At 29.6% G+C, this 20,580-nt stretch carries 19 protein-coding genes; 3 read left to right on the top strand and 16 right to left on the bottom strand.

Translation table 11 applies throughout. The annotated features are described in order from the left end of the window. Positions 1–109: 109 nt before the first annotated feature. The 6 genes from ACFOWD_RS07780 to ACFOWD_RS07755 form a co-directional block, all read right to left on the bottom strand. Positions 110–817 carry a pirin family protein gene (locus ACFOWD_RS07780; protein ID WP_377409504.1) on the bottom strand — a complete coding sequence of 236 codons (708 nt, stop codon included), beginning with the start codon at positions 815–817 and terminating at the stop codon, positions 110–112. An 18-nt stretch (positions 818–835) separates the two neighbouring features. Next, complete coding sequence (locus tag ACFOWD_RS07775; protein ID WP_377409502.1) at positions 836–1,705, bottom strand: pirin family protein; 870 nt, start codon at positions 1,703–1,705, stop codon at positions 836–838. An 87-nt stretch (positions 1,706–1,792) separates the two neighbouring features. Continuing rightward, entirely contained in the window at positions 1,793–2,230 is a 438-nt protein-coding gene (locus tag ACFOWD_RS07770) for a MarR family winged helix-turn-helix transcriptional regulator (protein ID WP_377409500.1), read from the bottom strand. A gap of 97 nt (positions 2,231–2,327) precedes the next feature. Beyond that, complete coding sequence (locus ACFOWD_RS07765; protein ID WP_377409498.1) at positions 2,328–2,576, bottom strand: glutaredoxin family protein; 249 nt, start codon at positions 2,574–2,576, stop codon at positions 2,328–2,330. 9 nt (positions 2,577–2,585) lie between these two features. Next, complete coding sequence (locus tag ACFOWD_RS07760) at positions 2,586–3,113, bottom strand: NADPH-dependent FMN reductase (protein ID WP_377409496.1); 528 nt, start codon at positions 3,111–3,113, stop codon at positions 2,586–2,588. A 12-nt stretch (positions 3,114–3,125) separates the two neighbouring features. After that, positions 3,126–3,710 (bottom strand): FMN-dependent NADH-azoreductase, encoded by a 585-nt coding sequence (locus ACFOWD_RS07755; protein ID WP_377409494.1) that lies wholly within the window; start codon positions 3,708–3,710, stop codon positions 3,126–3,128. A 209-nt stretch (positions 3,711–3,919) separates the two neighbouring features. On the opposite strand from ACFOWD_RS07755, the gene ACFOWD_RS07750 reads away from it, so the two are divergent. After that, on the top strand, positions 3,920–4,399 hold the full coding sequence (locus ACFOWD_RS07750; protein ID WP_377409491.1) for a hypothetical protein: 480 nt from the start codon (positions 3,920–3,922) through the stop codon (positions 4,397–4,399). 204 nt (positions 4,400–4,603) lie between these two features. Here ACFOWD_RS07750 and ACFOWD_RS07745 read toward each other — a convergent pair whose 3' ends face one another. The 10 genes from ACFOWD_RS07745 to aceB all read right to left on the bottom strand — a co-directional run bounded on the left by ACFOWD_RS07745 (position 4,604) and on the right by aceB (position 17,267). Then, a complete protein-coding gene (locus ACFOWD_RS07745) occupies positions 4,604–6,295 on the bottom strand; it encodes a hypothetical protein (RefSeq protein ID WP_377409489.1) in 1,692 nt (563 codons plus the stop codon). Positions 6,296–6,299: 4 nt separating this feature from the next. Beyond that, positions 6,300–6,827 (bottom strand): hypothetical protein, encoded by a 528-nt coding sequence (locus tag ACFOWD_RS07740; RefSeq protein ID WP_377409487.1) that lies wholly within the window; start codon positions 6,825–6,827, stop codon positions 6,300–6,302. A 40-nt stretch (positions 6,828–6,867) separates the two neighbouring features. Continuing rightward, entirely contained in the window at positions 6,868–8,106 is a 1,239-nt protein-coding gene (locus tag ACFOWD_RS07735; RefSeq protein WP_377409485.1) for a DUF6638 family protein, read from the bottom strand. A gap of 81 nt (positions 8,107–8,187) precedes the next feature. Then, a complete protein-coding gene (locus ACFOWD_RS07730) occupies positions 8,188–8,784 on the bottom strand; it encodes an NUDIX domain-containing protein (protein ID WP_377409483.1) in 597 nt (198 codons plus the stop codon). After that, entirely contained in the window at positions 8,768–10,729 is a 1,962-nt protein-coding gene (locus ACFOWD_RS07725; RefSeq protein ID WP_377409481.1) for an AAA family ATPase, read from the bottom strand. The genes ACFOWD_RS07730 and ACFOWD_RS07725 overlap by 17 nt, the downstream gene beginning before the upstream one ends. 89 nt (positions 10,730–10,818) lie before the next feature. Beyond that, the gene (locus ACFOWD_RS07720) at positions 10,819–11,859 is read right to left on the bottom strand and encodes a hypothetical protein (RefSeq protein ID WP_377409479.1); all 1,041 of its coding nucleotides are present in this window, start codon (positions 11,857–11,859) and stop codon (positions 10,819–10,821) included. Then, a complete protein-coding gene (locus ACFOWD_RS07715) occupies positions 11,856–12,404 on the bottom strand; it encodes a hypothetical protein (RefSeq protein ID WP_377409476.1) in 549 nt (182 codons plus the stop codon). The genes ACFOWD_RS07720 and ACFOWD_RS07715 overlap by 4 nt, the downstream gene beginning before the upstream one ends. A 9-nt stretch (positions 12,405–12,413) precedes the next feature. Then, positions 12,414–13,754, bottom strand: coding sequence for a microtubule-binding protein (locus ACFOWD_RS07710; RefSeq protein WP_377409474.1), 1,341 nt, complete (start codon positions 13,752–13,754; stop codon positions 12,414–12,416). A gap of 194 nt (positions 13,755–13,948) precedes the next feature. Then, entirely contained in the window at positions 13,949–15,589 is a 1,641-nt protein-coding gene (locus ACFOWD_RS07705) for an isocitrate lyase (RefSeq protein ID WP_377409472.1), read from the bottom strand. A gap of 82 nt (positions 15,590–15,671) precedes the next feature. Further along, positions 15,672–17,267, bottom strand: a complete 1,596-nt coding sequence (gene aceB / locus ACFOWD_RS07700; RefSeq protein WP_377409470.1) for a malate synthase A — start codon at positions 17,265–17,267, stop codon at positions 15,672–15,674. Positions 17,268–17,397: 130 nt separating this feature from the next. Between aceB and ACFOWD_RS07695 the strand changes: the two genes are divergently transcribed. Next, entirely contained in the window at positions 17,398–18,882 is a 1,485-nt protein-coding gene (locus tag ACFOWD_RS07695) for a helix-turn-helix domain-containing protein (protein WP_377409468.1), read from the top strand. Positions 18,883–18,921: 39 nt separating this feature from the next. Next, positions 18,922–20,565 carry an acyl-CoA carboxylase subunit beta gene (locus ACFOWD_RS07690; RefSeq protein WP_377409466.1) on the top strand — a complete coding sequence of 548 codons (1,644 nt, stop codon included), beginning with the start codon at positions 18,922–18,924 and terminating at the stop codon, positions 20,563–20,565. Positions 20,566–20,580 lie beyond the last annotated feature (15 nt).

The raw sequence follows: 20,580 nt of genomic DNA, 5'->3' as shown, positions 1-20,580 counted from the left end.
AATTAAATTTATTATGCATGCATAATACTTGCAAGATAAACTTATTTTCTCAAACAAAAAAAGCCAAAGAAATACATTCTTTGGCTTTTTAAAAATTTATTTGTTTTAGTTATTGCATAGGAACATCTACTACTAATAACTTACTATTTTTATTAGCTTTAACTGTTACTTTTTCTGTTTCGATAATACCTACTGCATCTCTTTTTTCTAGAGTTTCATTCGCTATATTAACTTCGCCATCAATTAAGAAAAAATAAGCACCGTTTTTTAAATGATATTCAGTTTCTATGTTTTCATCTAAATCTATCATAGAAATATACCCTTGTTGATGAATTGGTAATGAGCCTTCTACAAGATTTGTTCTTGGTGAAACTAACGTTTGAAATTTATTTTTTCTATCAGCTTCTTTAAATTCTTTTTGATTGTAATAAGGGGCTACTTCTTGTTTTTCTGGAATAATCCAAAGTTGCAAAAAGTTAGTTTCATTTGTTTTAGAGTCGTTAAATTCTGAATGTGTTAATCCAGTACCTGCACTCATAACTTGTACTTCACCCACTTCTATAGAACGTTTGTTATCCATACTATCTTTATGTGATAATGCTCCTGAAATTGGAATGGATATAATTTCCATATTTCTATGAGGATGTGTACCAAAACCCATTTTAGGTTGGACAACATCATCATTTAAAACACGTAACATTCCAAAATTCATTCTTTCTGGATTGTTATAACCAGCAAAACTAAATGTATGATATGATCTTAACCATCCATGATTTGCATAGCCTCTTGTTTCTGCTTTGTGAACTATTTTTTTCATTTTTTTATAGTTTTTTTGTTAATATAAATATCCCATTTTTCCTTGTTGAAAATCACGCATTGCTTCTAAAATTTCAGTTTGCGTATTCATTACATATGGGCCATATTGTGCAACTTTTTCATTAATTGGTGCTCCTGATAAAATTAACAACGTACTCTTCTCTGTTGCTTCAAATTCTATTAAATCACCATCTGTATTAAAAGTAACCATTTGATGATTTCCTTTTTTAAGAACTTGTTTAGCATTGACTACAATTTCACCTTCTAATAGATAAATTAATGATTTGTGATGCTTAGGAATATCAATCTCTATTTTACCTTTTTCTTGAGCAATAGCTGTAAATACATTTACTTCTGTTTGTGTGGTTATATTCCCAAAAATTTCTTTTTGATGACCTGCAACAACATTTAATTGTACTTTTTTATCTTCAGAAAATAATTTCGGAATTTGTTCATCTTCTAAATGCTGGTAATTTGGTGTCATCATTTTATATTTTGCAGGTAAGTTTAACCACAACTGAATTCCTTCTAAATCTCCTCCTCTTTTCACAAACTCTTTAGTAGGAGCTTCTGCATGTATAATACCTCTACCTGCTGTTGTCCATTGAACTCCACCAGCTTTCACTGTCATTTCATTTCCTAATGAATCTCTATGAAATTGTTCTCCTTTAAACAATAAGGTAATTGGCTCAAAACCTCTATGAGGATGAGGACCTAGATCAAAAGGATTGTTAAATTCGGAAATTGCATAAGGTCCATAATGATGCAGTAAAATAAACGGATCTACATTTTCTAATCCTTGAGTTGGTAAAGGTTGTCTTAAACGTATTGGTCCCATATTTACTAACGGACTTGTTACGACTTTTTCTATGGTTTTATAATTTTTCATGATTTCTTTACTTTTTAAATATTTTCCTTGGAAAATATTTTATCAAAAAAATAGAACTCTATTTTTTTTCTTTTTTATTTGATATGCTTAACGTATTTTATCTAAAAGATTACTTAACGTTATTGCTTCTTCTTCTGTTAATTTCTCTAGAAATGATAGATTTTTATTTTCATCAATCATTTTTAACAACTCTAATCCTTGATTTGTAATTTTTACATAAACTACTCTTCTATCATCTTCACAACGTTCTCTTTCTATTAGCTTTTTATCACATAATTTGTCCATTAAACGTGTGGCATTTGGTGCTCTTTCTATCATTCTATCTTTTACGATTTGCACTTTTACTCTTTCTTTTGCACCACGTAAAATTCTTAGTATATTATACTGTTGAGGCGAAATACCATAAGGTTTAAAGAAATCATTTTCTTTACTATTTAACCAATTTGAAGTATATTTTATGTTTATTAAAGCTTTTACTTTATTGCTTTTAAAACTAGATTTTATGTCTTTAGAAATATCTCCCATGTTTTAATGTTTGGTGTTTGATGCTAGTTGCTGGATATGTGATGTTTGTTGTTTGGTGAGAACTTCAAACTTCCTACTTCTAGCTTCAAATCATTTTTTAAGCTCTTAATTTTAAATCTTGCATTATCTTATTAAACTCTTCTGTTGTAGGTGTTAAATACACTTCTTCATCTACAAATAAAGTAGGAAATTTTGCAACTCCATTATATAACTTTTTACTATGTTCTCTAGCCTCAACATCTTTAGAAATGTCTTTATAGATATAAGGCACATCTGTTGAATTTAAAAAATTTTTAAAGGCAACAGTGTATGCATGTCCTTGTTTACCATATAAAGTTATTTTCATATTTTCTATTTATAAAATATTTTCAAAATCGTTCACTACTTGTTTTAAAGATGATGCTAAATCTTCATTTACAATTTTATCATCTTTAAAATTATCATAAAAACTTGGTAATGAAAAAGAAATAATTTCTTTTGCAGCCATATGTGGAAATTTTGTAACCCCATCTTGTAAAACAGACTGTCCTCCTCTTGCTCCTGGAGAAGTTGCCATTAACAATAAGGGTTTGTCTCTAAAAAACTTTCTTTCAATTCTAGAAGACCAATCAAAAATGTTTTTAAATGCTGCAGCATAAGAACCATTATGTTCTGCTAAAGACAAAATAAAACCATCATAATTATCTAGCATTGAAGTGAATTTTTTTGCTGCTTCTGGAAAACCCTCTTTTTCTCTGTCTACACTATATACAGGTAAATCGTAATCTCTTAAATCTATGACATCAAATGCTGCATCTTTTAAATATTCTGCTGCACATGTTGCTAATTTTTTATTGATAGAAGTAGAACTTGTACTTCCTGCAAATGCTAATATTTTTTTCATAACTTTTATTTTTTAAGCGATTGCTTCTATTACTTTATGTGCTGACTCAATTTTAGGTTCGCTACCAAACATTAACTGATCTAACTTTACAAACTCTACATCTGTAATACCTAAAAATCCTAAAAAATGTTTTATGTAATTACCAGCAAAATCTATATCACTACCTATCTCTGTACCTCCACTAGAAACCACTATATAAGCCTTTTTATTCTTTAATAAACCTTCTGGCCCATTCTCTGTATACTTAAAAGTTAATCCTGCTCTAGCTACTAAATCGAAATATGCTTTTAATGATGCTGGCACAGAAAAATTATAAATTGGAGCACCAATCACTAAAACATCTGCTTCTAATAACTCATTAGTTAACTCGTTAGAAATTGCTAAAGATTCTTGTTGCTCTTTTGTTTTTTCTTCTTGAGTAAATAATGCACTTAACATTACATCATTTATAAAAGGTAAATTAGAAAAAGTTGTATGTCTTGTTTTTACAGTTGCATCACTATTCTTTTTTACTAATTTAGCAACTACTTTCTCTGCAAAATTTGTAGATGTTGAAGCTGTTTTATTACTACTTGAATTTATATTTAATATTTTCATCTGTCTTATTATTTTTTATTTACACTACAAAGTTAGTGAAAATAATTTTATTTACCAAGGAAAATATATCCAAGGAAATATATTGAATAAAATTTATTAATAGAAGGGTTTATTACTTGTTGACTTTCTGATAAAAAAAAGCGAACTTCGCTAACGACGATTATAAGTCATTAAAACGACTCCATAATCGTACTTAAGTTACCCAACATTTGAAAGAAACTTTTGAAATAGAATTTGCTGAAAAAAAAAGTATCAATAAAATAGGGAAAAGTGTCCTAAGCTTCGGATTCTTTCTCTTTTTAGTCTTTTTATTATTTGTTTGGCCTGCTAAATATTTGCCTTCAGAAATTGCAGCAATATATCTGATTGAAGTAGTAAACAGGAATGTATACTATGTATTTGCTGGTTCAATGGTTTTTTTACTTATTGGAGATTGGGTCAATGGAATGAGAAATTATGAAAAAGCGGAATTGGAAATTCAACCAGACCAAATAATACTTTTTTCTAAGACAAAAAAAATAGAACTAAAGTATGACAATATTAAAAAAATTCATGGTGTTATGAATATTACTCATAATTTTAAACGACCAAATTTTAAAATCATAACCAACAATAATGAAAAGCACGAAATTCGAGCTCATCAAGATATCTTTAAAGGATTGACAGACTCATTTCCTGGTAAGAATTAATTAAAAAAATAAAAACGTTGGGTAACATTATGTAAAAAAACATTGCTTACTTTAGTTTAAGCCAAAGGTCGCTGCAGTTTTGTAACATCTGATTTTCCTTAGGAAATTCCTCGCACACAAAAATGCAACTTTCCATACACAAAACCGTTAGCGAAAAAGTAAAATAGTCCCTAAATCTCTGTAAGTTTTAAAACAAGTTTAGCATTAATTATTCATCTTAATAGAATCTATCTGTTTTTGTAAACGCTGAATTTCTTTTAGGTTTTTTTCTTGTTTAGAAATCAATTTTATAGAATCTAATATTTGTCTGTTTTTTTCTAAAATGGTTTTTTCTTTTTCGAAATAAATATTTCCGTTTTCGCTAGTTCTCCAAGCTTCATTTAATTGTTTATACACCTCTTCATTCCAAGTACTAGGTTTTTTAGCATTAATCCACACTACATCTCTGTACTCACTATCTACCAAAGCTAAATCTGGTGTTGCAGCACCATCAAATTGTTCTGGATTATCTGAACTAATAGTAGACACTGTGCCTAAGAAAAACATACGTTTTTTTCCTGCAATGTTTTTAATGTAAGGTCTAAATTCTACAGGAGCATTCGCATTCCAATCATATTCTTTTTTAGATTCTTGAACTTTTAAAGGCATAGCTGAAACGCCTGCATAACCTTGTTTTTTTGAAGCATGATCGTAATAATACAATCTGTCTGTACCATCTGCTGGAATAAACACACTGTAACTTAAACTAGTTCTTTCATCACCTATAGGTTCTAAACCAAACCAATGATACAAACCACTATAAGCACCTACTTTAGTGTCTGAAAAATCGAAATCAGTTACATAAGGCTGCTGATTTTGATCTTTGGGTGCTAACGGAATTTTCACTGCACTTTTCATATTCCAAGGTAATGGATCAGAAAAACCACCTAAAAACTTTAAGCTCTCTGCTTGAATTCTTGAAACCTTTTCAGCCAAAGTATTTTGCCTTTTTAAATACTCGTAATTTTTCATTTCTTCTGGTGCAATAAACGTTCCTTTACCAATGGTAATTCGTTCTAAGTAATCTGTAAAGTTATGTTCGCCATTTTCTACAACCATTACTCCACCAAAAGTTGGATAAGGGAAAAAGAAACCTTTCCATTTAATTAAACTCACTACTTGTACCCAAGCACCTTTATCATTTTTCATATAATAGGTATCACTTGGTTCGTAATTAAACAACATCCAAGGATTTAAACGTTGTACAACTGCATTGTACGTATTTCTACTAAACTTTAAAGATTCTCCTATAGAAAATGTAACAGGAATTCTATTTTCGCTCGAAAATCGAGGAAAAGGTGTTGTACTCGAAACCGAAAAAACCTCTTCTGTATTGTCTTTTAAGCCTTGCCAATAATACTTTTCTGTGGGCTGTATAGCCATTGTCCATTGATTATTACCATCAACTCTTACCAAATGTGGCAATGAAACATCTTTGGTTTCTCCAACAGATTCGTTTGCCATAGAAAAGATATTTCGTAAAGGCTGAATTCTTTCATTTTGTGTAAGAGGTAATTCTACAATTTCAAAACGATTTAGATTGTTAAACACATTATAGGTTTTCATGTAATCGAACATGTTATAATGCCAACCCACAAAATACAATAAGCCAAAGAAAGCTGACAGCATTAATAAAGTAAGTATTCTTTTTCCTGAACTTGCTAATCTTCTAAATCTTCTGATTCCAAAAAATAAAACTATAAATGATAACAGAATTACAAATATGTATTTTCTAAAAATCAATAATGCAGGTTGATAGTCGTCTCTTAAAAAAAACAATAAACCCAATAGTATAGCACTAAAAAAGATGACTCTTTTCTTTTGTTTTGCACCTTTATTCCAATAATTTTTTAGCATAATTTTACTTTAAATACCCTTTATCTTTTAAACGTTCTCTAGCACTTTTCTGATTTTCTTTTGATGTTTCTTTAATTTCTTCTTGAGCTTTATCTATAGTAGCTGGTTCTTCGTTTTTTAAATCATCTATGAGTTCTTTACCTTTTTCGATTACCTCTTGAAATGTATCTTCTAAAGACTCAGATTGTTCTTCGATAACTGCAGAAGATTTAAATATAATCCCAGCTAAATATGTGCCTGCAAAAGTGCCAAAAATCATAGATGCAAATAGTGAAATCGTAGCTAAATCAATAGGGATTAAAATACGTGTTACTACAATACCTATTAAAAATAAAGACGTAATAAAAACCAATCTAAGTAAAGGTGATTGTTGATACACAAATCCTTTTTTATCATCAGCTTTCATTTGCAATTCTTTTGAATTCATTAGTTTATTAAAAAAACGATATACTTTATTGCTTTGAGATTCTCTCCAAAAAATAATGGCTCCAAATAAAATGGATGCTATAAATATGATGATTTCGAGTGTCATGGTTTTTGATTTTTAGACTACTTATAAAATTAGTCTTTTTTTAATTAAAATTGTTACGTATTGTTTCTATCACCCAATCTTTCATAGATTCATCTAAGTTTTTAAATAACTCGAAAAATTGTTCTTTATCGTACCAAAAGAGAAAAAGCACATCTTTAGGAGCTATACTTACTAGTAAGTTCCAAATTAAATCTTGATGACTAGGCTTTAAAGAAGAATGAGGTTTATGCATAGCAACATAAATGTTTTCATCTATACTATCTTTTGGGTTTATATTTTTAGAAACCTTCTTTTTATCTAAATAAAGCTCTACCCCCATTACTTTTTTTCTTGCTGATAGATCAATCTTGTTTAAGTAACTTTTAAATAAAATTGGGTCTTCTAAAATATCTTTTATAGGATGCTTATGCTCTTTTAAGAATGTAGAAAAAACATATTTTTTTATACGTTCATATCTTTTTTTAGTAGCTTCTTCTTCTAAATCACATTCAATAATTTTATGACTATTTAATTTATCAATTAATTCTGCATGAGAAATATGATACATTAACACATCATGAATAGTGTCTTTTATAGCTTCTTTATAAGCCTCTTCTTTTTCGAAAATAAGTATAGGTTCTATAAAATCTCTTAAAACATAAATACCACCAAAAGCTTTTGTGTAAAAAGAATCTGATGTAAAATTAATATCTTCTAAAACCACTTTTCTATTTCTTAAATCTCCGTGTTTTTTAGCAGATGCTAATAGTTGTTGATGAATGTTTTCGTTAATAAAATTATTATCGGTATTAAATACTTCTATTAGTTTTAGTTGCTCTGCTTTAGCTTTCTCTAAAGCATCAATTAAATGGAATTTAATAACAACATTTTTGTAACGCAAAACATCTAAAGGTTCGTAAAACACATCAATTTTCTGATCAAAATCGATACAAATAGCTGAATCTCTTGTGATATCATTAATGGTTTCTTGATGTGTTTTAAACACCAATTTCATTAATGCTGCATCAAAAGAATGAAAAGGATTGTAAACAGGTATTCCTTTTTGCTTTGGTGAAATTAGAATTGCATGTGTATTTGCCTCACCATTATTTAAATAAAATGAGTTCTTCTTTTCTTGAGCAATCTCAGGACTCCAACCTAAACCATCAATAGAAAATTTTGTGAGTTTTGTTTCTTCAAAACCCATTTTTAACAAGCACTTATTATAACGTTCCACTAATTTTCCACTAACAGGAATTAGTTCGTTTCTATATAAATTGGCCTCTTTTAGTTTTTTCATTTTTTAAAGTCATTGCGAATGTAATGAAGCAATCTACTTATTTATAAGAAGATTATTTCGTCATTCTTCCTCATAATGACGCTAGTCAATTAGCTTATTAATCTGTAAATACTGCAGCAACATAATGGTTCTTGCATCTATAATTTGTTCTTTTTCTATCATTTGTAAGGCATCTGAAAAATCAGTTTCCAAAACTTCTATTTCTTCATCTTCTGCAGCAACTCCTCCTCCATTTTTAGTTTTATCTTCAGCTGTATATTCTCCAACAAATAGGTGTACTTTTTCGTTTACAATACCAGGTGATAAAAATACTGTACTTACCTTTTTTACATTTTTAATTTTATATCCAACCTCTTCTTCTGTTTCTCTTATTGCAGCTTTTTCAGGTGATTCATTTTTATCTATAGCACCACCAACAACCTCTATTGAAAATCCGTTAGAAATACCATGTATATAAACAGGCGCCCTAAATTGTCTCGATAAAATTACTTTATTACTTACAGTATTATAAAGTAAAATTGCAACTCCATCACTTTTACCATAAATCTCAAAAGTTAGGTTTTTTGATGTTCCATTTTTAAAGGTATAATCAAAATTTATATCTTCTAATTTACCCCAAGCACTAGATTTTACTTTAGAAGTAACATTATTAATTTTATGTTTAGTTTCCGTTTTCAAAGTTTCTTCGTGCTTCTAAATCTATGTTTAATTGATTTACTCTTTCATCTACTTTACGTTTAAAATCTGTATCTGCAATTGTAGCAACATTGTCTAAATAACGTACTACTTCTTGTCTTCTAATTTCAGAAAAATCTAATCCTTTCATATTAGCTTTCATCAACTCTTGTAGCATATTAAACTTAGTTTCATAATCTTTTTTAAAGTAAACTTCAGGATTATCAAACCAATCTTGTTCTAAATCAAAATCTGTTAAACGTAAAGAAATTGTAGACTGTATATTTCTAACATCTCTAGATGAAAAGAAAGGAAATATTTTTTGAATTTCTTTGTATAACGTTGCAAAAAACAAATGCTCATTAGTTTTGTGTTTTTGAGCTGCTCTATCATAAGCTTCTAAAACTCTTTCTTCTGATGGTTTTTCTATGGTATTTAAAATATCTCCCATACTTTTAGCCAATCCTTGATCTTTTAAGAATTCATATTCAGCAGGATTTTGCATATTCACAAAATTTGGAATCGTTTTCTCAAACTTTTTCCACCAAATGTAATCTTGATCTAAGAAATCGTGTGCTGTTCTTGCTCCATCAATTTTAAAACGACCTTGAACTCTAGAAATCACAGCTTTATCTAACATTTCTGGTAGGTTAGTAAATAAACCTACTGAAGAATTTCCATAATTTACAGCATAAGCACCTTCTGTGTATCTTAAAAAAACACCTATTACTTCTTTAACTCCTGCAGAAACACCTTGTGCTGTTCTTTCTTGTAAATTATTTTCTGCATCATCTATAGGTGCAAAAATTATTTTTGTAGGATCTTGCATAGGCTTCATCCACTCAACCATTTTTTCTGCAGAACCTCCTTGAAAGGTAGAGATTAATGTATCTGGCATTGGATGGAACAAAAAAGGGATATCTAAATTATCACAATGTTCTTTTAAACGTGTGGCAATGGCTGCAATTAACATCGATTTTCCTGTACCAGGAATTCCATAACCCATAAAAACAGGCATAAAACCTCCTAATTCTTGAAACGGATTTTTCTGTGCTTTAAAATCGTAACTCAACATTCGTTCTGTTAACCTACGTGCAAAATGTTTGGCATCTTTATTACCTACAATCTGCTCAAATTGAACCTTATTAAATTCAACACTTTTGGCTGTACCAGCAAAAACGTTTTCCCATCCAGAAATTGCAAAATCTGAATTTTCTAATTTGTAGGTTCTATCTAAAATGGTTTCTGTGTATTCTAAGCTACTTTTACGTAATTGAATTTCATCAATTAAAGCTTCGAAATAAACAACCGTAAAATCGACAACATCTTTGTCTGATTTTATGATTTCTGGATGACTTAAATATTTATCAAAATAAAAAAGCGAACAAGCAATTCCTTTTAAAGGAGATAACAGAGATACTTCTGGAATACCTGCAAACTTTTGTTTCATCACAGACAAATCGTCAGAAGCAAATGGTTTTAAATCGTGTAAAATTTTATAAGACGTTGAAAATAATTGAAATGCTGTTGCTGTTTGTAATTTACTTTCAAACTCTCTTTTCCCTGAATGATCTAATGCTGATTTACGTTCATTTAAAGAAGACAAACCTGATGCATCATAAAAGGCATCTTTTATCCAAATCCCTAATGTTAACCCTTCTTGAATTGCAAATAAAGTTTGATTTAAATGAACTGGAATGGCTATTGAGTCTGGCAACAAACGCTTTTTTAAAGCCAAAATAGTTTTAGAAACTGATGTTATAGAAACATTGCTTCCATTATTTGCTCTAGATAAATAGAGTAAAATAGAATCGTCTTTTGCCTCTTTTTCTCTACTCTTAGCTTTATTACCTTGCTCCCATTGAATAGATTTAATATAATCTGTTGCTTCATCACGAAGCATATCTAATTCGTTTTGTTTTATTGGAAAAGTTGAATTGTGTTCCATAAGCCCCTTTGTCTTTCAGACATTTCCCCAAAGGGAAAAATTGATTGTTTTTTAATTTTTACTGTTAATTGGTTACTGCAAACTGCAAACTATTTTTTTATTTCACTCATTTCTATAGGCTGCTTTGCTAATTTAAGCAGCACTTCAGGTGTTCTATTATGTAACAACTGAATAATTCTATGAGGAGCAAAAATGTATTTTTGAGATATAACTTCGCTCCATTTTTGAAATGTTTTTTTTGAGAAAAAATTACCCTCTTGAAAAGTTGCTCCAGAAAAAACCTCATCTATTTTTAATGATAAAGCATAAGATTCTATGGCAATATCTTTATCTGCAATTGCTTTTAAAATGGCATGTGTAATATCATTTTCATCTTTAGCAAAAACATTATGTAAAGGTCCTAAATCTATTCTTTTTATATGCTTTGGCCGTAAATCTGGCAATCTTCTGTCTATAGTGTAAGCCATTGCATCTAAAGACATTTCTCTATCTGCACTTTCTTTTAATACTTTATAAATTTCAGACCTATCATTTTCTGCGTCTTTTCCATCATAATCAAAATACATATAACAAATAAATGGCCTGTTATGTGCTACATCATAAAAACTCCAACTTGTTACATACTCACCTTGACTATTTTTTGGTGATGCTAAAATTTTACCTTGTACAAATCTGTTGAAAATATATTTTTGATTTACAGACTTGTAATACACTAATGAAGCTGCTTGAAAAAGCTTACTTCTTTTTATAGGTTGTTTTTTTATTAATAGTGTATTTAAAAAATCTTCTTTTAAAGCATTACTATCTGTTAACTTATGTATATATTGATTTTTTAACTCTAAATCATTATACAAGTATCTAAATTCTAGATAATTAGGGAATCCAGATTCTGTTAAATCTACTTTCATATTATCTTCTTCATCATACATATATTTAATACGCATGGCTTCTATAGAATATAAAAGTAAATCTGAATATTGTTTAAAAAGCAACAATTCTTGATGATTAAGTAAGTGCTCTTGCTGAATACTTACTATTAATTCTTTTAGAACAAAATCTACCATTTTATGGTAAAAAACATATTGTTCTTTAGAATTTAACTCAGCAGAATCTAAAGGTGTTGTAATCATATATTAATATTCTTACTTACTATAAAATGAAATTCTCTTTCTATCTCTTTTTTTAAATCTTTTATTGATGATTTTAGCACATAATAAGGGATACCTATCATAAAAAGTGCATGTATTATTATAAAAATAACTGGAATATATGTGTTTTCACTAAATTCCACATTTAAGAAAAAACCAAAAATAAAAATAGTGTAAAAGAGTAATAAAAAAGCAAAGAAAAAATACATAAAATTACTCCATGCTTTTATGTATCCAGATATTTGAAGTTTTTCACCTTTCATATCATATTTCCCAATAGCTTTTGCTAAACCAGCTTTCCTATCAAAAAATCTCTGTCTTTTTTTTAGACTAAATTCATTAAAACTTACACTCCCTTTTAAAGTGTTTTCACTTTTTTCAAAAGCTTCAAACATCGTTGAGAACATACCATCAATGTCTTTCAAGTCAACATTTCTTCTAAGATTATTTACAAAGTCTGTTTTATTAGTGTTTAAGTCAAAAGAAAATGGTTGTATTAAATTTATTCTTTTTAAAAAATTATCCATTAGTAAATATTATGACAATAAATCATCATCAGAAGTATCCGCTTTTGGAGTTGACTTTTTAGGCTCCTCAGTTTTTGGCTTTTCTTTATCTGCCTTATAGTAGTCTTCAAAAATTTCTTTCATATCAATACCATATCTATCTGCAAAATTCTTTTGAATATCTACATCTTTCTGACGAATTTCTTGTAATGCTTCTGCATAAGAACTGTATACTCCATTCATTACTTTTTCATGAACTGGAATATTGTCCATCATTTCTTGACGAGCTCTAGCACTTGCAGAATGCATAGATGCTAATGTTTCTCCTATATGCTCATCTGTCTTTACACCTAAGTGTTCTAAAATGGCAGCAAATTCTTGATCTGTTCTTGCTTTTAAAGCCACTACATAACCATCATAATACTTTAATCTTTCTTCTGTATCTGATTTTAACTTAGCTCTATGAGTCTGTAAATTAGAACGTAAAGAAGTTAATACTTTAATAGTTAAGTTGTGTTTATGCACAAAACTATCTTTACTAGCTGCTAATGTTGTATAGGCATTTTTTAACCCTTCTAACTCTTCTACTTTTTGTTCAATTCCAGTTACTTTTGCAATAGCCTCTGAATACTCTGTAGATTGTTTGTCTGCAATTTCATCTAACTCTTGACGTGCTTGTTTTAACAGTGCATATTGCTCTTCTAATTTATCTTCTGTTTCTTTCTTTTTTTCTAAAGCTTTTGTATGATTTTTTGAAGCTTCTACAATAGCATCTTTCAACTTTTCTTCTACTTCTTTTATCTCTACTTCTCTGTTTTTAAGACGTGTAACTGCTGCTTGAGATTTGTAAGAAAGCTCTCCTAAAAGGGTTTCAATATCTGCACTTTCAATTCGTTCTTGAAACATGGCTTTTGCTTTATTATCTGCTTCTGAACGAACTTTTTCTGCTAGTTTAAATTCTTCTTCTTCTCTTTTAATTTTACTTTTTCTACCCCAAAGATTATTCCACCAAGTATCTGGTTTATTTTGGGCATCTTCTAATTCTATTCTTGCTCTTTCTAATTCTTTTTGAGCATCATCTATTACTTTTTGTTCAGTTTCATTTAAAGAAGAAAATCTTTCGAATAAAATACCAACTTCATCTTGGTAATCTGTTAAGTCTTTTATAGCGTCTAAAAGGGTAGTTCTATCTTGTTCTGCCATATGCACTACATCATCTAATGTAGCATTTAATATTTTTTGACGAGATTCTGGATCATCTTCTTGTGCTAATTTAGATTTCATAGTATCTATAGCTTTACCCCAGTTTACATCTACCTTTTCAGTTTTATCATTAGAGTTTGTTTCTAGTAAATCAAATTCATCTGCCATTGTTGATTAGTTTTTTAAGAGTTGTACAATTTTTGAAAAAAGCAATTTCGTTATTTTTTTTAAAATAATCGACATATAACTTTAATAATATGTAGCATAATTTATGATTTTGTTACAAAAACTTTAATAAAAAAAGAGTCTCTTTACATAAAATTAAAAAGACCCTTTATCACTATTAAAATAAATCTGAAATACTAACTAGCCAAGGCTACTACTTTTGCTTTTGCTTTTTTGCTTTCATTATTGGTAACATTATCAAACTGATTTGAAGTATTTTTTTCGCCACCAGCTTTTAATGCTTTATCTCCTGCAAAAAATGTTTTATGGTCATCACCCAAGTCTGAACCAGCCATTCTTTGGTGTTTTACACAAGCCACCCCTTTTCTAATTTCTTGTCTTTGCACTCCTTTTACATATGCTAACATACCTTCTTCTCCAAAATAACCTTCTGTTAAATCATTCATATGTAAAGCTGTTGTATGATAAGTTGGTAATGTAATTAAATGATGAAACACTCCTGCTTCTCTAGCTGCATCTAATTGAAAAGTTCTAATTTTTTCATCTGCACGTTTAGACAAATTAGAATCATCATATTTTGCATCCATTAAATTTTTAAAATCGTAATGCATAATATCTAAACCTTCTTTACGCATTTCTTCATAAACTTGTTGTCTAAAGTTTAAGGTCCAGTTAAAAGAAGGTGAATTATTATAGACCAATTTAGCAGTTGGCACTACTTCTTTTACTCTGTTTACCATATGTGCTATTTGTTTTACATTTGGAGTGGGTGTTTCTATCCATAATAAATCTGCACCATTTTGTAAACTTGTAATACAATCTAAAACAACTCTATCTATATTAGAACCTTCTTTGAATTTGTACAATCCATTAGCTAACCTAACTGGTCTTACTAATTTACCATCTCTTTTCAATAAAACATCATCTTCTTTTGCATCTTTTATATTGATAGGCTCTGCCTCTACAAACGCTAAATATTGAGATGCTAAATCTCCTGGTTCTTGACTTACAGGAAGTTTTTGAGTTAAACCTGCTCCCTCAGAATCTGTTCTTGCCACAATTATACCATCATCTACTCCTAACTCTAAAAAAGCATAACGAATTGCATTTAATTTCGCAATAAAGTCTTCATGAGGTACAGTTACTTTTCCATCTTGATGTCCACATTGTTTCGCGTCTGAAACTTGGTTTTCTATCTGAATAGCACAAGCACCAGCTTCAATCATTTTTTTTGCTAATAAATATGTAGCTTCTTCATTGCCAAAACCAGCATCTATATCTGCAATAATTGGCACAATATGCGTTTCAAAATTATCTATTTCTGCTTGTACTTTTTCTCCATTTTCTAACCTTCTATATAAGTCATTTAACGCTATAGCATCTGCTTGCTTTAAAAAATCATAAATTTCTGAAATTAAAGAAGGGACTGCTGTTTTTTCGTGCATAGATTGATCTGGTAATGGTCCAAATTCTGAACGTAAAGCAGCAACCATCCAACCAGAAAGGTATAAATATCTTTTGCTGGTTGTTTTATGATGTTTTTTAACGGCAATCATTTTTTGTTGTGCCACAAAACCATGCCAGCAACCTAAAGATTGTGTGTAATTTGATGCGTTAAGATCATAGTCTGCCATATCTTTTCTCATAATAGCTGCAGTATGTTTTGCAATATCTAAGCCTGTTTTAAAACGATTTTGACTAATCATTCTAGCAGCATTTTCTGGAGTTATTGTTTTCCAACTATCGCCAAACTTTTGTTTTAAACTCTTTACTGTTTTAAGTGCATTAGCATAATTAGATTGAGCTAAATTTTTCATAATTTTGTTGTTTAGATTATTAAGATTATTTTTTAATTTTAGTAACAACTCGTAACTATTGCAGTAGTTGCGAGTTTTCTTTTTATATGTGTTGGTAAGCAGGCAATGTTAAAAATTCTTTGTAGTCTTTTGTTAATACCAAAGCATCAAATAATTTGATAGCTAAGTCAAATTTTCCTTTTGAATAAGCTGCTTCACCTATCATATTTTTTATTTTTTGAATTTCTTCTTTCTTTAATTGTTGATACAACTCTTCTCCAAAAAAACGACCATCTTGTATTTGAACATATTTGTGTAACCAAAGCCATACTTGTGTTCTTGAAATCTCTGCTGTTGCTGCATCTTCCATTAAATTATAAAGTGCTGCTGCTCCATTACCTCTTAACCAACTTTCTATATATAAAATACCTACATTTATATTTTTACGAATTCCGTTTTCTGTAATAGATCCTTTAGGTAACTCTACCAAATCGTTAACACCAACATTAATATCATATCTTTTAATGTGTAATTGATTTTTAGTAATCATATGTTTGTTAAAAACATCCATAGCCACAGAAACCAAACCTGGATGTGCAACCCAAGTTCCATCATGTCCGTTTTTTACTTCATTTTCTTTATCAGAAACTACTTTTGCAAAGGCCAAATCGTTAGCCATGTCATCTCCTTTAATCGGAATTTGTGCAGCCATACCACCCATAGCATGAACCCCTCTTTTATGACATCTTTGAATGACACGTAAAGAATATGCTTTCATAAATGGCGAATTCATGGTGATTTCGTCTCTATTAGGCACCATAAAGTTTTTATGATTTCTAAATTTTTTGATGTAAGAAAAAATATAATCCCATCTTCCACAATTTAAACCAGCCATATGATTTCTTAATTCATAAATAATTTCATCTAGTTGAAAACTAGCAGTTATGGTTTCTATTAAAACAGTTGCTTTTATTGTTTTTTGAGGAATATCTAAATACTCTTGAGCAAATACAAAAACGTCATTCCACAACCTTGCTTCTAAATAATGCTCTAATTTTGGTAAGTAAAAATAAGTTGCAGAACCCTTTTCTTGTAATGATTTTATATTATGAAAAAAGTACAATCCAAAATCTACTAAAGAAGCAGAAAGCTCAACTCCATTTAAAGTAAAGTGTTTTTCATTTAGGTGCCATCCTCTAGGTCTTACTAATAAAGTTGCAACCTCATCATTAAGTTTGTATTCTTTATTTTTTGTAGAATTATAATATGTAATAGTGCCATTTACAGCATCCCTTAAATTTATTTGACCCTGTAAAACATTTTGTATAGATGGTGAGTTGCTATCCTCAAAATCTGCCATAAAAGTCTTTGCACCAGAATTAAGCGCATTAATTACCATTTTACGATCTACAGGACCAGTAATCTCAACTCTTCTATCTAACAAATCTTTAGGTAATTCTGCACAAACCCAATTAGAATCTCTAATATCTTTAGTTTCTTCTGGAAAACTCGGAAAATTACCAGCATCAAAAAAAGCTTGCTCCACCTCTCTATGTTCTAATAGTTTTATTCTTTTTTCATTAAATCTTTCTTGTAATTCTATTAAAAATTGACAAGCTTCTGGAGTCAAAATCTCTTTAAATTCATTTTTATCAAATCCTTTAAAAACAATTTCTTTTGTCATGAGTGAAATAGCCATATTTTTTATTTTTTAAATTTCTACTATGCAAGTATATAAAATAATTTTATTCTCTACAAGCGAACGTTCGCTATTTTTATAAAAAATATTATTTTTCTTATATTCGCTTTAAAATATTTACCTTTGTTTTATGGTTATAGAAGACGAGTACATACGTTTAATATTTGGTTTAAAGCTTAAACAGATTAGAACAGACAAAAAATTGTCTTTATTTGGTTTAGCTAAACTTACAGGGCTTTCTAAATCTTATTTAAACGAAATAGAAAAAGGTAAAAAATATCCCAAACCTGATAAGATTGTCTTATTGGCTGAACACTTAGAAGTACCTTATGATCATTTTGTTTCGTTAAAACTCGATAAAAACTTAGCTCCTGTTGGAGAAATATTACAATCTAAAATTTTAAAAGAGATTCCTTTAGATTTATTTGGTATTAAAGAAAATGTACTGATAGATATTGTCGCAAATGCCCCTGCAAAGGTTAATGCATTTATTAGTACTATTATAAAAATTGCTCAAAACTATAATTTAACACGAGAAAGTTTTTTTCTTGCCTCTTTAAGAAGTTATCAAGAAGCTCATAATAATTATTTTGAAGATATAGAAGCAGATGCAGAAAGATTTGCAAAATCGTATCAAATTGACACTACAAAAAAAATTACCTCTTCTGAACTAGAAGAAATTTTAATAGAAGAATTTGGCTACACTATAAATGAAGACGAACTCTCTAAACATAAAAATCTAGATGAATTAAGAAACATTTTTATTCCAAAAAAGAAAATTCTATTAATTGATAAAGATATTTCTGAAGCACAAAAAACCTTTATTTATGCTAAAGAAATTGCCTATAATTTTCTTAACATAGAAGATAGACTTTATACTTTTCCATGGATTAAGTTCGAAAGTTTTGACCAAGTTTTACATAATTTTATTGCCTCTTATTTTGCAGGAGCTTTAATTATACCAAGAACAATTATTACGCAAAAACTTACTGATCTATTTGCAGAAAAAACATGGAATTCTTTGCATCTACACAAAATCATAAAACAGTTTAATTGTTCTCAAGAAACTTTTTATCAAAGACTAACAAACATATTACCTAAGTATTTTAATATAAAAAACCTCTTCTTTCTGCGTTTTACTCATAATCAAAATTCAGAAAATTTTAGATTGAGTAAAGAACTACATATAACACAACAACAAGCACCTCATGCAAATAGAAATCATGAGCACTATTGTAGAAGATGGATTTCTATAAAAACTATAGAAGATTTTAAAAAATCATCTAAAAAAAGAGCCACATTTGGTATACAAATTTCTTCATACGAAAATGAAAACAACGAATATCTAGTACTTTCATCAGCAACTTCAGATCCTTTTAAAAAAGACATACAAAGAAGTGTAAGCATTGGTATGCTTTTATCTAACCACTTAAAGAAGAAATTACAATTTTTAAAAGAAGACACTTTTACCAAAAGAACAGTTGGTGTTACTTGTGAAACTTGTAGTGTAAAAAATTGTACTGAAAGAGCTGCTAAACCAACTAAATTAGAAAAGAAAAATAGACACAAAGAAATTGCAAATACAGTTGATGAAATTATAGCATCTTACCATTAAATTTTCTTATTTTTACAAGACTTATTATACACTATTTTTATGGACATAAACTTCAACAAAAACGAAGATTACAACAAACTTTTAGTTTCAGATTTAAAGAGAAAATTCGCTAAAGTAAAATTAGGTGGAGGACAAAAAAGAATAGATAAACATCATGAAAAAGGAAAGATGACAGCTCGTGAGCGTATTGATTATCTTTTAGATGCCAAATCAAAATCTATAGAAATTGGAGCTTTTGCTGGTGAAGATATGTACGCAGAACATGGTGGATGTCCTTCTGGAGGTGTAGTTGTAAAAATTGGCTACATAAAAGGAAAGCAATGTATTGTGGTGGCAAATGATGCTACTGTAAAAGCAGGTGCTTGGTTTCCTATTACTGGAAAAAAGAATTTAAGAGCTCAAGAAATTGCCATTGAAAATAAATTACCCATTATTTATTTGGTAGATTCTGCAGGCGTTTACTTACCAATGCAAGATGAAATATTCCCTGACAAAGAACATTTTGGACGCATTTTTAGAAATAATGCAGTAATGAGTGCTATGGGTATTACCCAAATATCTGCAGTTATGGGTAGTTGTGTTGCTGGTGGAGCGTATTTACCTATTATGAGTGATGAAGCGCTGATTGTAGATAAAACAGGAAGTATATTTTTAGCAGGAAGCTATTTAGTAAAAGCTGCTATTGGCGAAAGTATTGATAACGAAACTCTTGGAGGAGCTACCACACATTGTGAAGTTTCTGGAGTAACAGATTACAAAGCTAAAGACGATAAGCATGCCTTAGATACTATTAAAAATATTGTAGATAAAATTGGTGATTTTGACAAAGCTGGTTTCAACAGAAAAGAAGCATTACCACCAAAAGAAAAAGAAGAAGATATTTTTGGCATTTTACCTAAAGAGCGAAATGCGCAATATGACATGTTAGAAATCATTAAGCGTTTGGTAGATAATTCAGAATTTGAACAATACAAAGAAGGTTATGGACAAACCATTTTAACAGGTTATGCCAGAATTGATGGTTGGGCTGTTGGTATAGTTGCTAATCAGCGTAAATTAGTAAAAACTACAGCATCTAAAACCAAACCTACAGAAATGCAATTTGGTGGCGTAATTTATAACGATTCTGCAGACAAAGCAACACGTTTTATTGCCAATTGTAACCAGAAAAAAATTCCTTTAGTGTTTTTACAAGATGTAACTGGCTTTATGGTTGGCTCTAAATCTGAACATGGAGGAATTATTAAAGATGGTGCAAAAATGGTGAATGCTGTTAGTAATTCTGTTGTGCCTAAATTTACTGTTGTTATAGGTAATTCTTATGGAGCAGGAAATTATGCCATGTGTGGTAAAGCTTATGACCCAAGACTAATTGTTGCTTGGCCAAGTGCTGAGTTAGCTGTTATGAGTGGTAATTCTGCTGCAAAAGTTTTATTACAAATAGAAACTGCCTCACTTAAAAAGAAAGGCGAAGAAATTACTCCTGAAAAAGAAGCTGAATTATTTGATAAAATAAAATCTAGGTATGATAAGCAAATATCACCTTATTATGCTGCAGCAAGAATATGGACAGATGCAGTTATCAACCCTTTAGATACCAGAACTTGGATTTCTATTGGAATTGAAGCAGCGAACCATGCTCCTATTGAAAAAAAGTTTAATTTAGGAGTTTTACAGGTCTAATAAATTACAATTATA

It is taken from the genome of Polaribacter marinivivus (genome assembly GCF_042651285.1).
In the GTDB taxonomy this organism is placed as follows: domain Bacteria; phylum Bacteroidota; class Bacteroidia; order Flavobacteriales; family Flavobacteriaceae; genus Polaribacter; species Polaribacter marinivivus.
This window is presented reverse-complemented; position numbering and strand designations above follow the sequence as displayed.

What these genes read in the sequence shown, in the direction of transcription:
- ACFOWD_RS07780 (WP_377409504.1), bottom strand. Translation starts at nt 817, where the DNA reads ATGAAAAAAATAGTTCACAAAGCAGAAACAAGAGGCTATGCAAATCAT.
- ACFOWD_RS07775 (WP_377409502.1), bottom strand. Translation starts at nt 1,705, where the DNA reads ATGAAAAATTATAAAACCATAGAAAAAGTCGTAACAAGTCCGTTAGTA.
- ACFOWD_RS07770 (WP_377409500.1), bottom strand. Translation starts at nt 2,230, where the DNA reads ATGGGAGATATTTCTAAAGACATAAAATCTAGTTTTAAAAGCAATAAA.
- ACFOWD_RS07765 (WP_377409498.1), bottom strand. Translation starts at nt 2,576, where the DNA reads ATGAAAATAACTTTATATGGTAAACAAGGACATGCATACACTGTTGCC.
- ACFOWD_RS07760 (WP_377409496.1), bottom strand. Translation starts at nt 3,113, where the DNA reads ATGAAAAAAATATTAGCATTTGCAGGAAGTACAAGTTCTACTTCTATC.
- ACFOWD_RS07755 (WP_377409494.1), bottom strand. Translation starts at nt 3,710, where the DNA reads ATGAAAATATTAAATATAAATTCAAGTAGTAATAAAACAGCTTCAACA.
- ACFOWD_RS07745 (WP_377409489.1), bottom strand. Translation starts at nt 6,295, where the DNA reads ATGCTAAAAAATTATTGGAATAAAGGTGCAAAACAAAAGAAAAGAGTC.
- ACFOWD_RS07740 (WP_377409487.1), bottom strand. Translation starts at nt 6,827, where the DNA reads ATGACACTCGAAATCATCATATTTATAGCATCCATTTTATTTGGAGCC.
- ACFOWD_RS07735 (WP_377409485.1), bottom strand. Translation starts at nt 8,106, where the DNA reads ATGAAAAAACTAAAAGAGGCCAATTTATATAGAAACGAACTAATTCCT.
- ACFOWD_RS07725 (WP_377409481.1), bottom strand. Translation starts at nt 10,729, where the DNA reads ATGGAACACAATTCAACTTTTCCAATAAAACAAAACGAATTAGATATG.
- ACFOWD_RS07720 (WP_377409479.1), bottom strand. Translation starts at nt 11,859, where the DNA reads ATGATTACAACACCTTTAGATTCTGCTGAGTTAAATTCTAAAGAACAA.
- ACFOWD_RS07715 (WP_377409476.1), bottom strand. Translation starts at nt 12,404, where the DNA reads ATGGATAATTTTTTAAAAAGAATAAATTTAATACAACCATTTTCTTTT.
- ACFOWD_RS07710 (WP_377409474.1), bottom strand. Translation starts at nt 13,754, where the DNA reads ATGGCAGATGAATTTGATTTACTAGAAACAAACTCTAATGATAAAACT.
- ACFOWD_RS07705 (WP_377409472.1), bottom strand. Translation starts at nt 15,589, where the DNA reads ATGAAAAATTTAGCTCAATCTAATTATGCTAATGCACTTAAAACAGTA.
- aceB (WP_377409470.1), bottom strand. Translation starts at nt 17,267, where the DNA reads ATGGCTATTTCACTCATGACAAAAGAAATTGTTTTTAAAGGATTTGAT.
- ACFOWD_RS07695 (WP_377409468.1), top strand. Translation starts at nt 17,398, where the DNA reads ATGGTTATAGAAGACGAGTACATACGTTTAATATTTGGTTTAAAGCTT.
- ACFOWD_RS07690 (WP_377409466.1), top strand. Translation starts at nt 18,922, where the DNA reads ATGGACATAAACTTCAACAAAAACGAAGATTACAACAAACTTTTAGTT.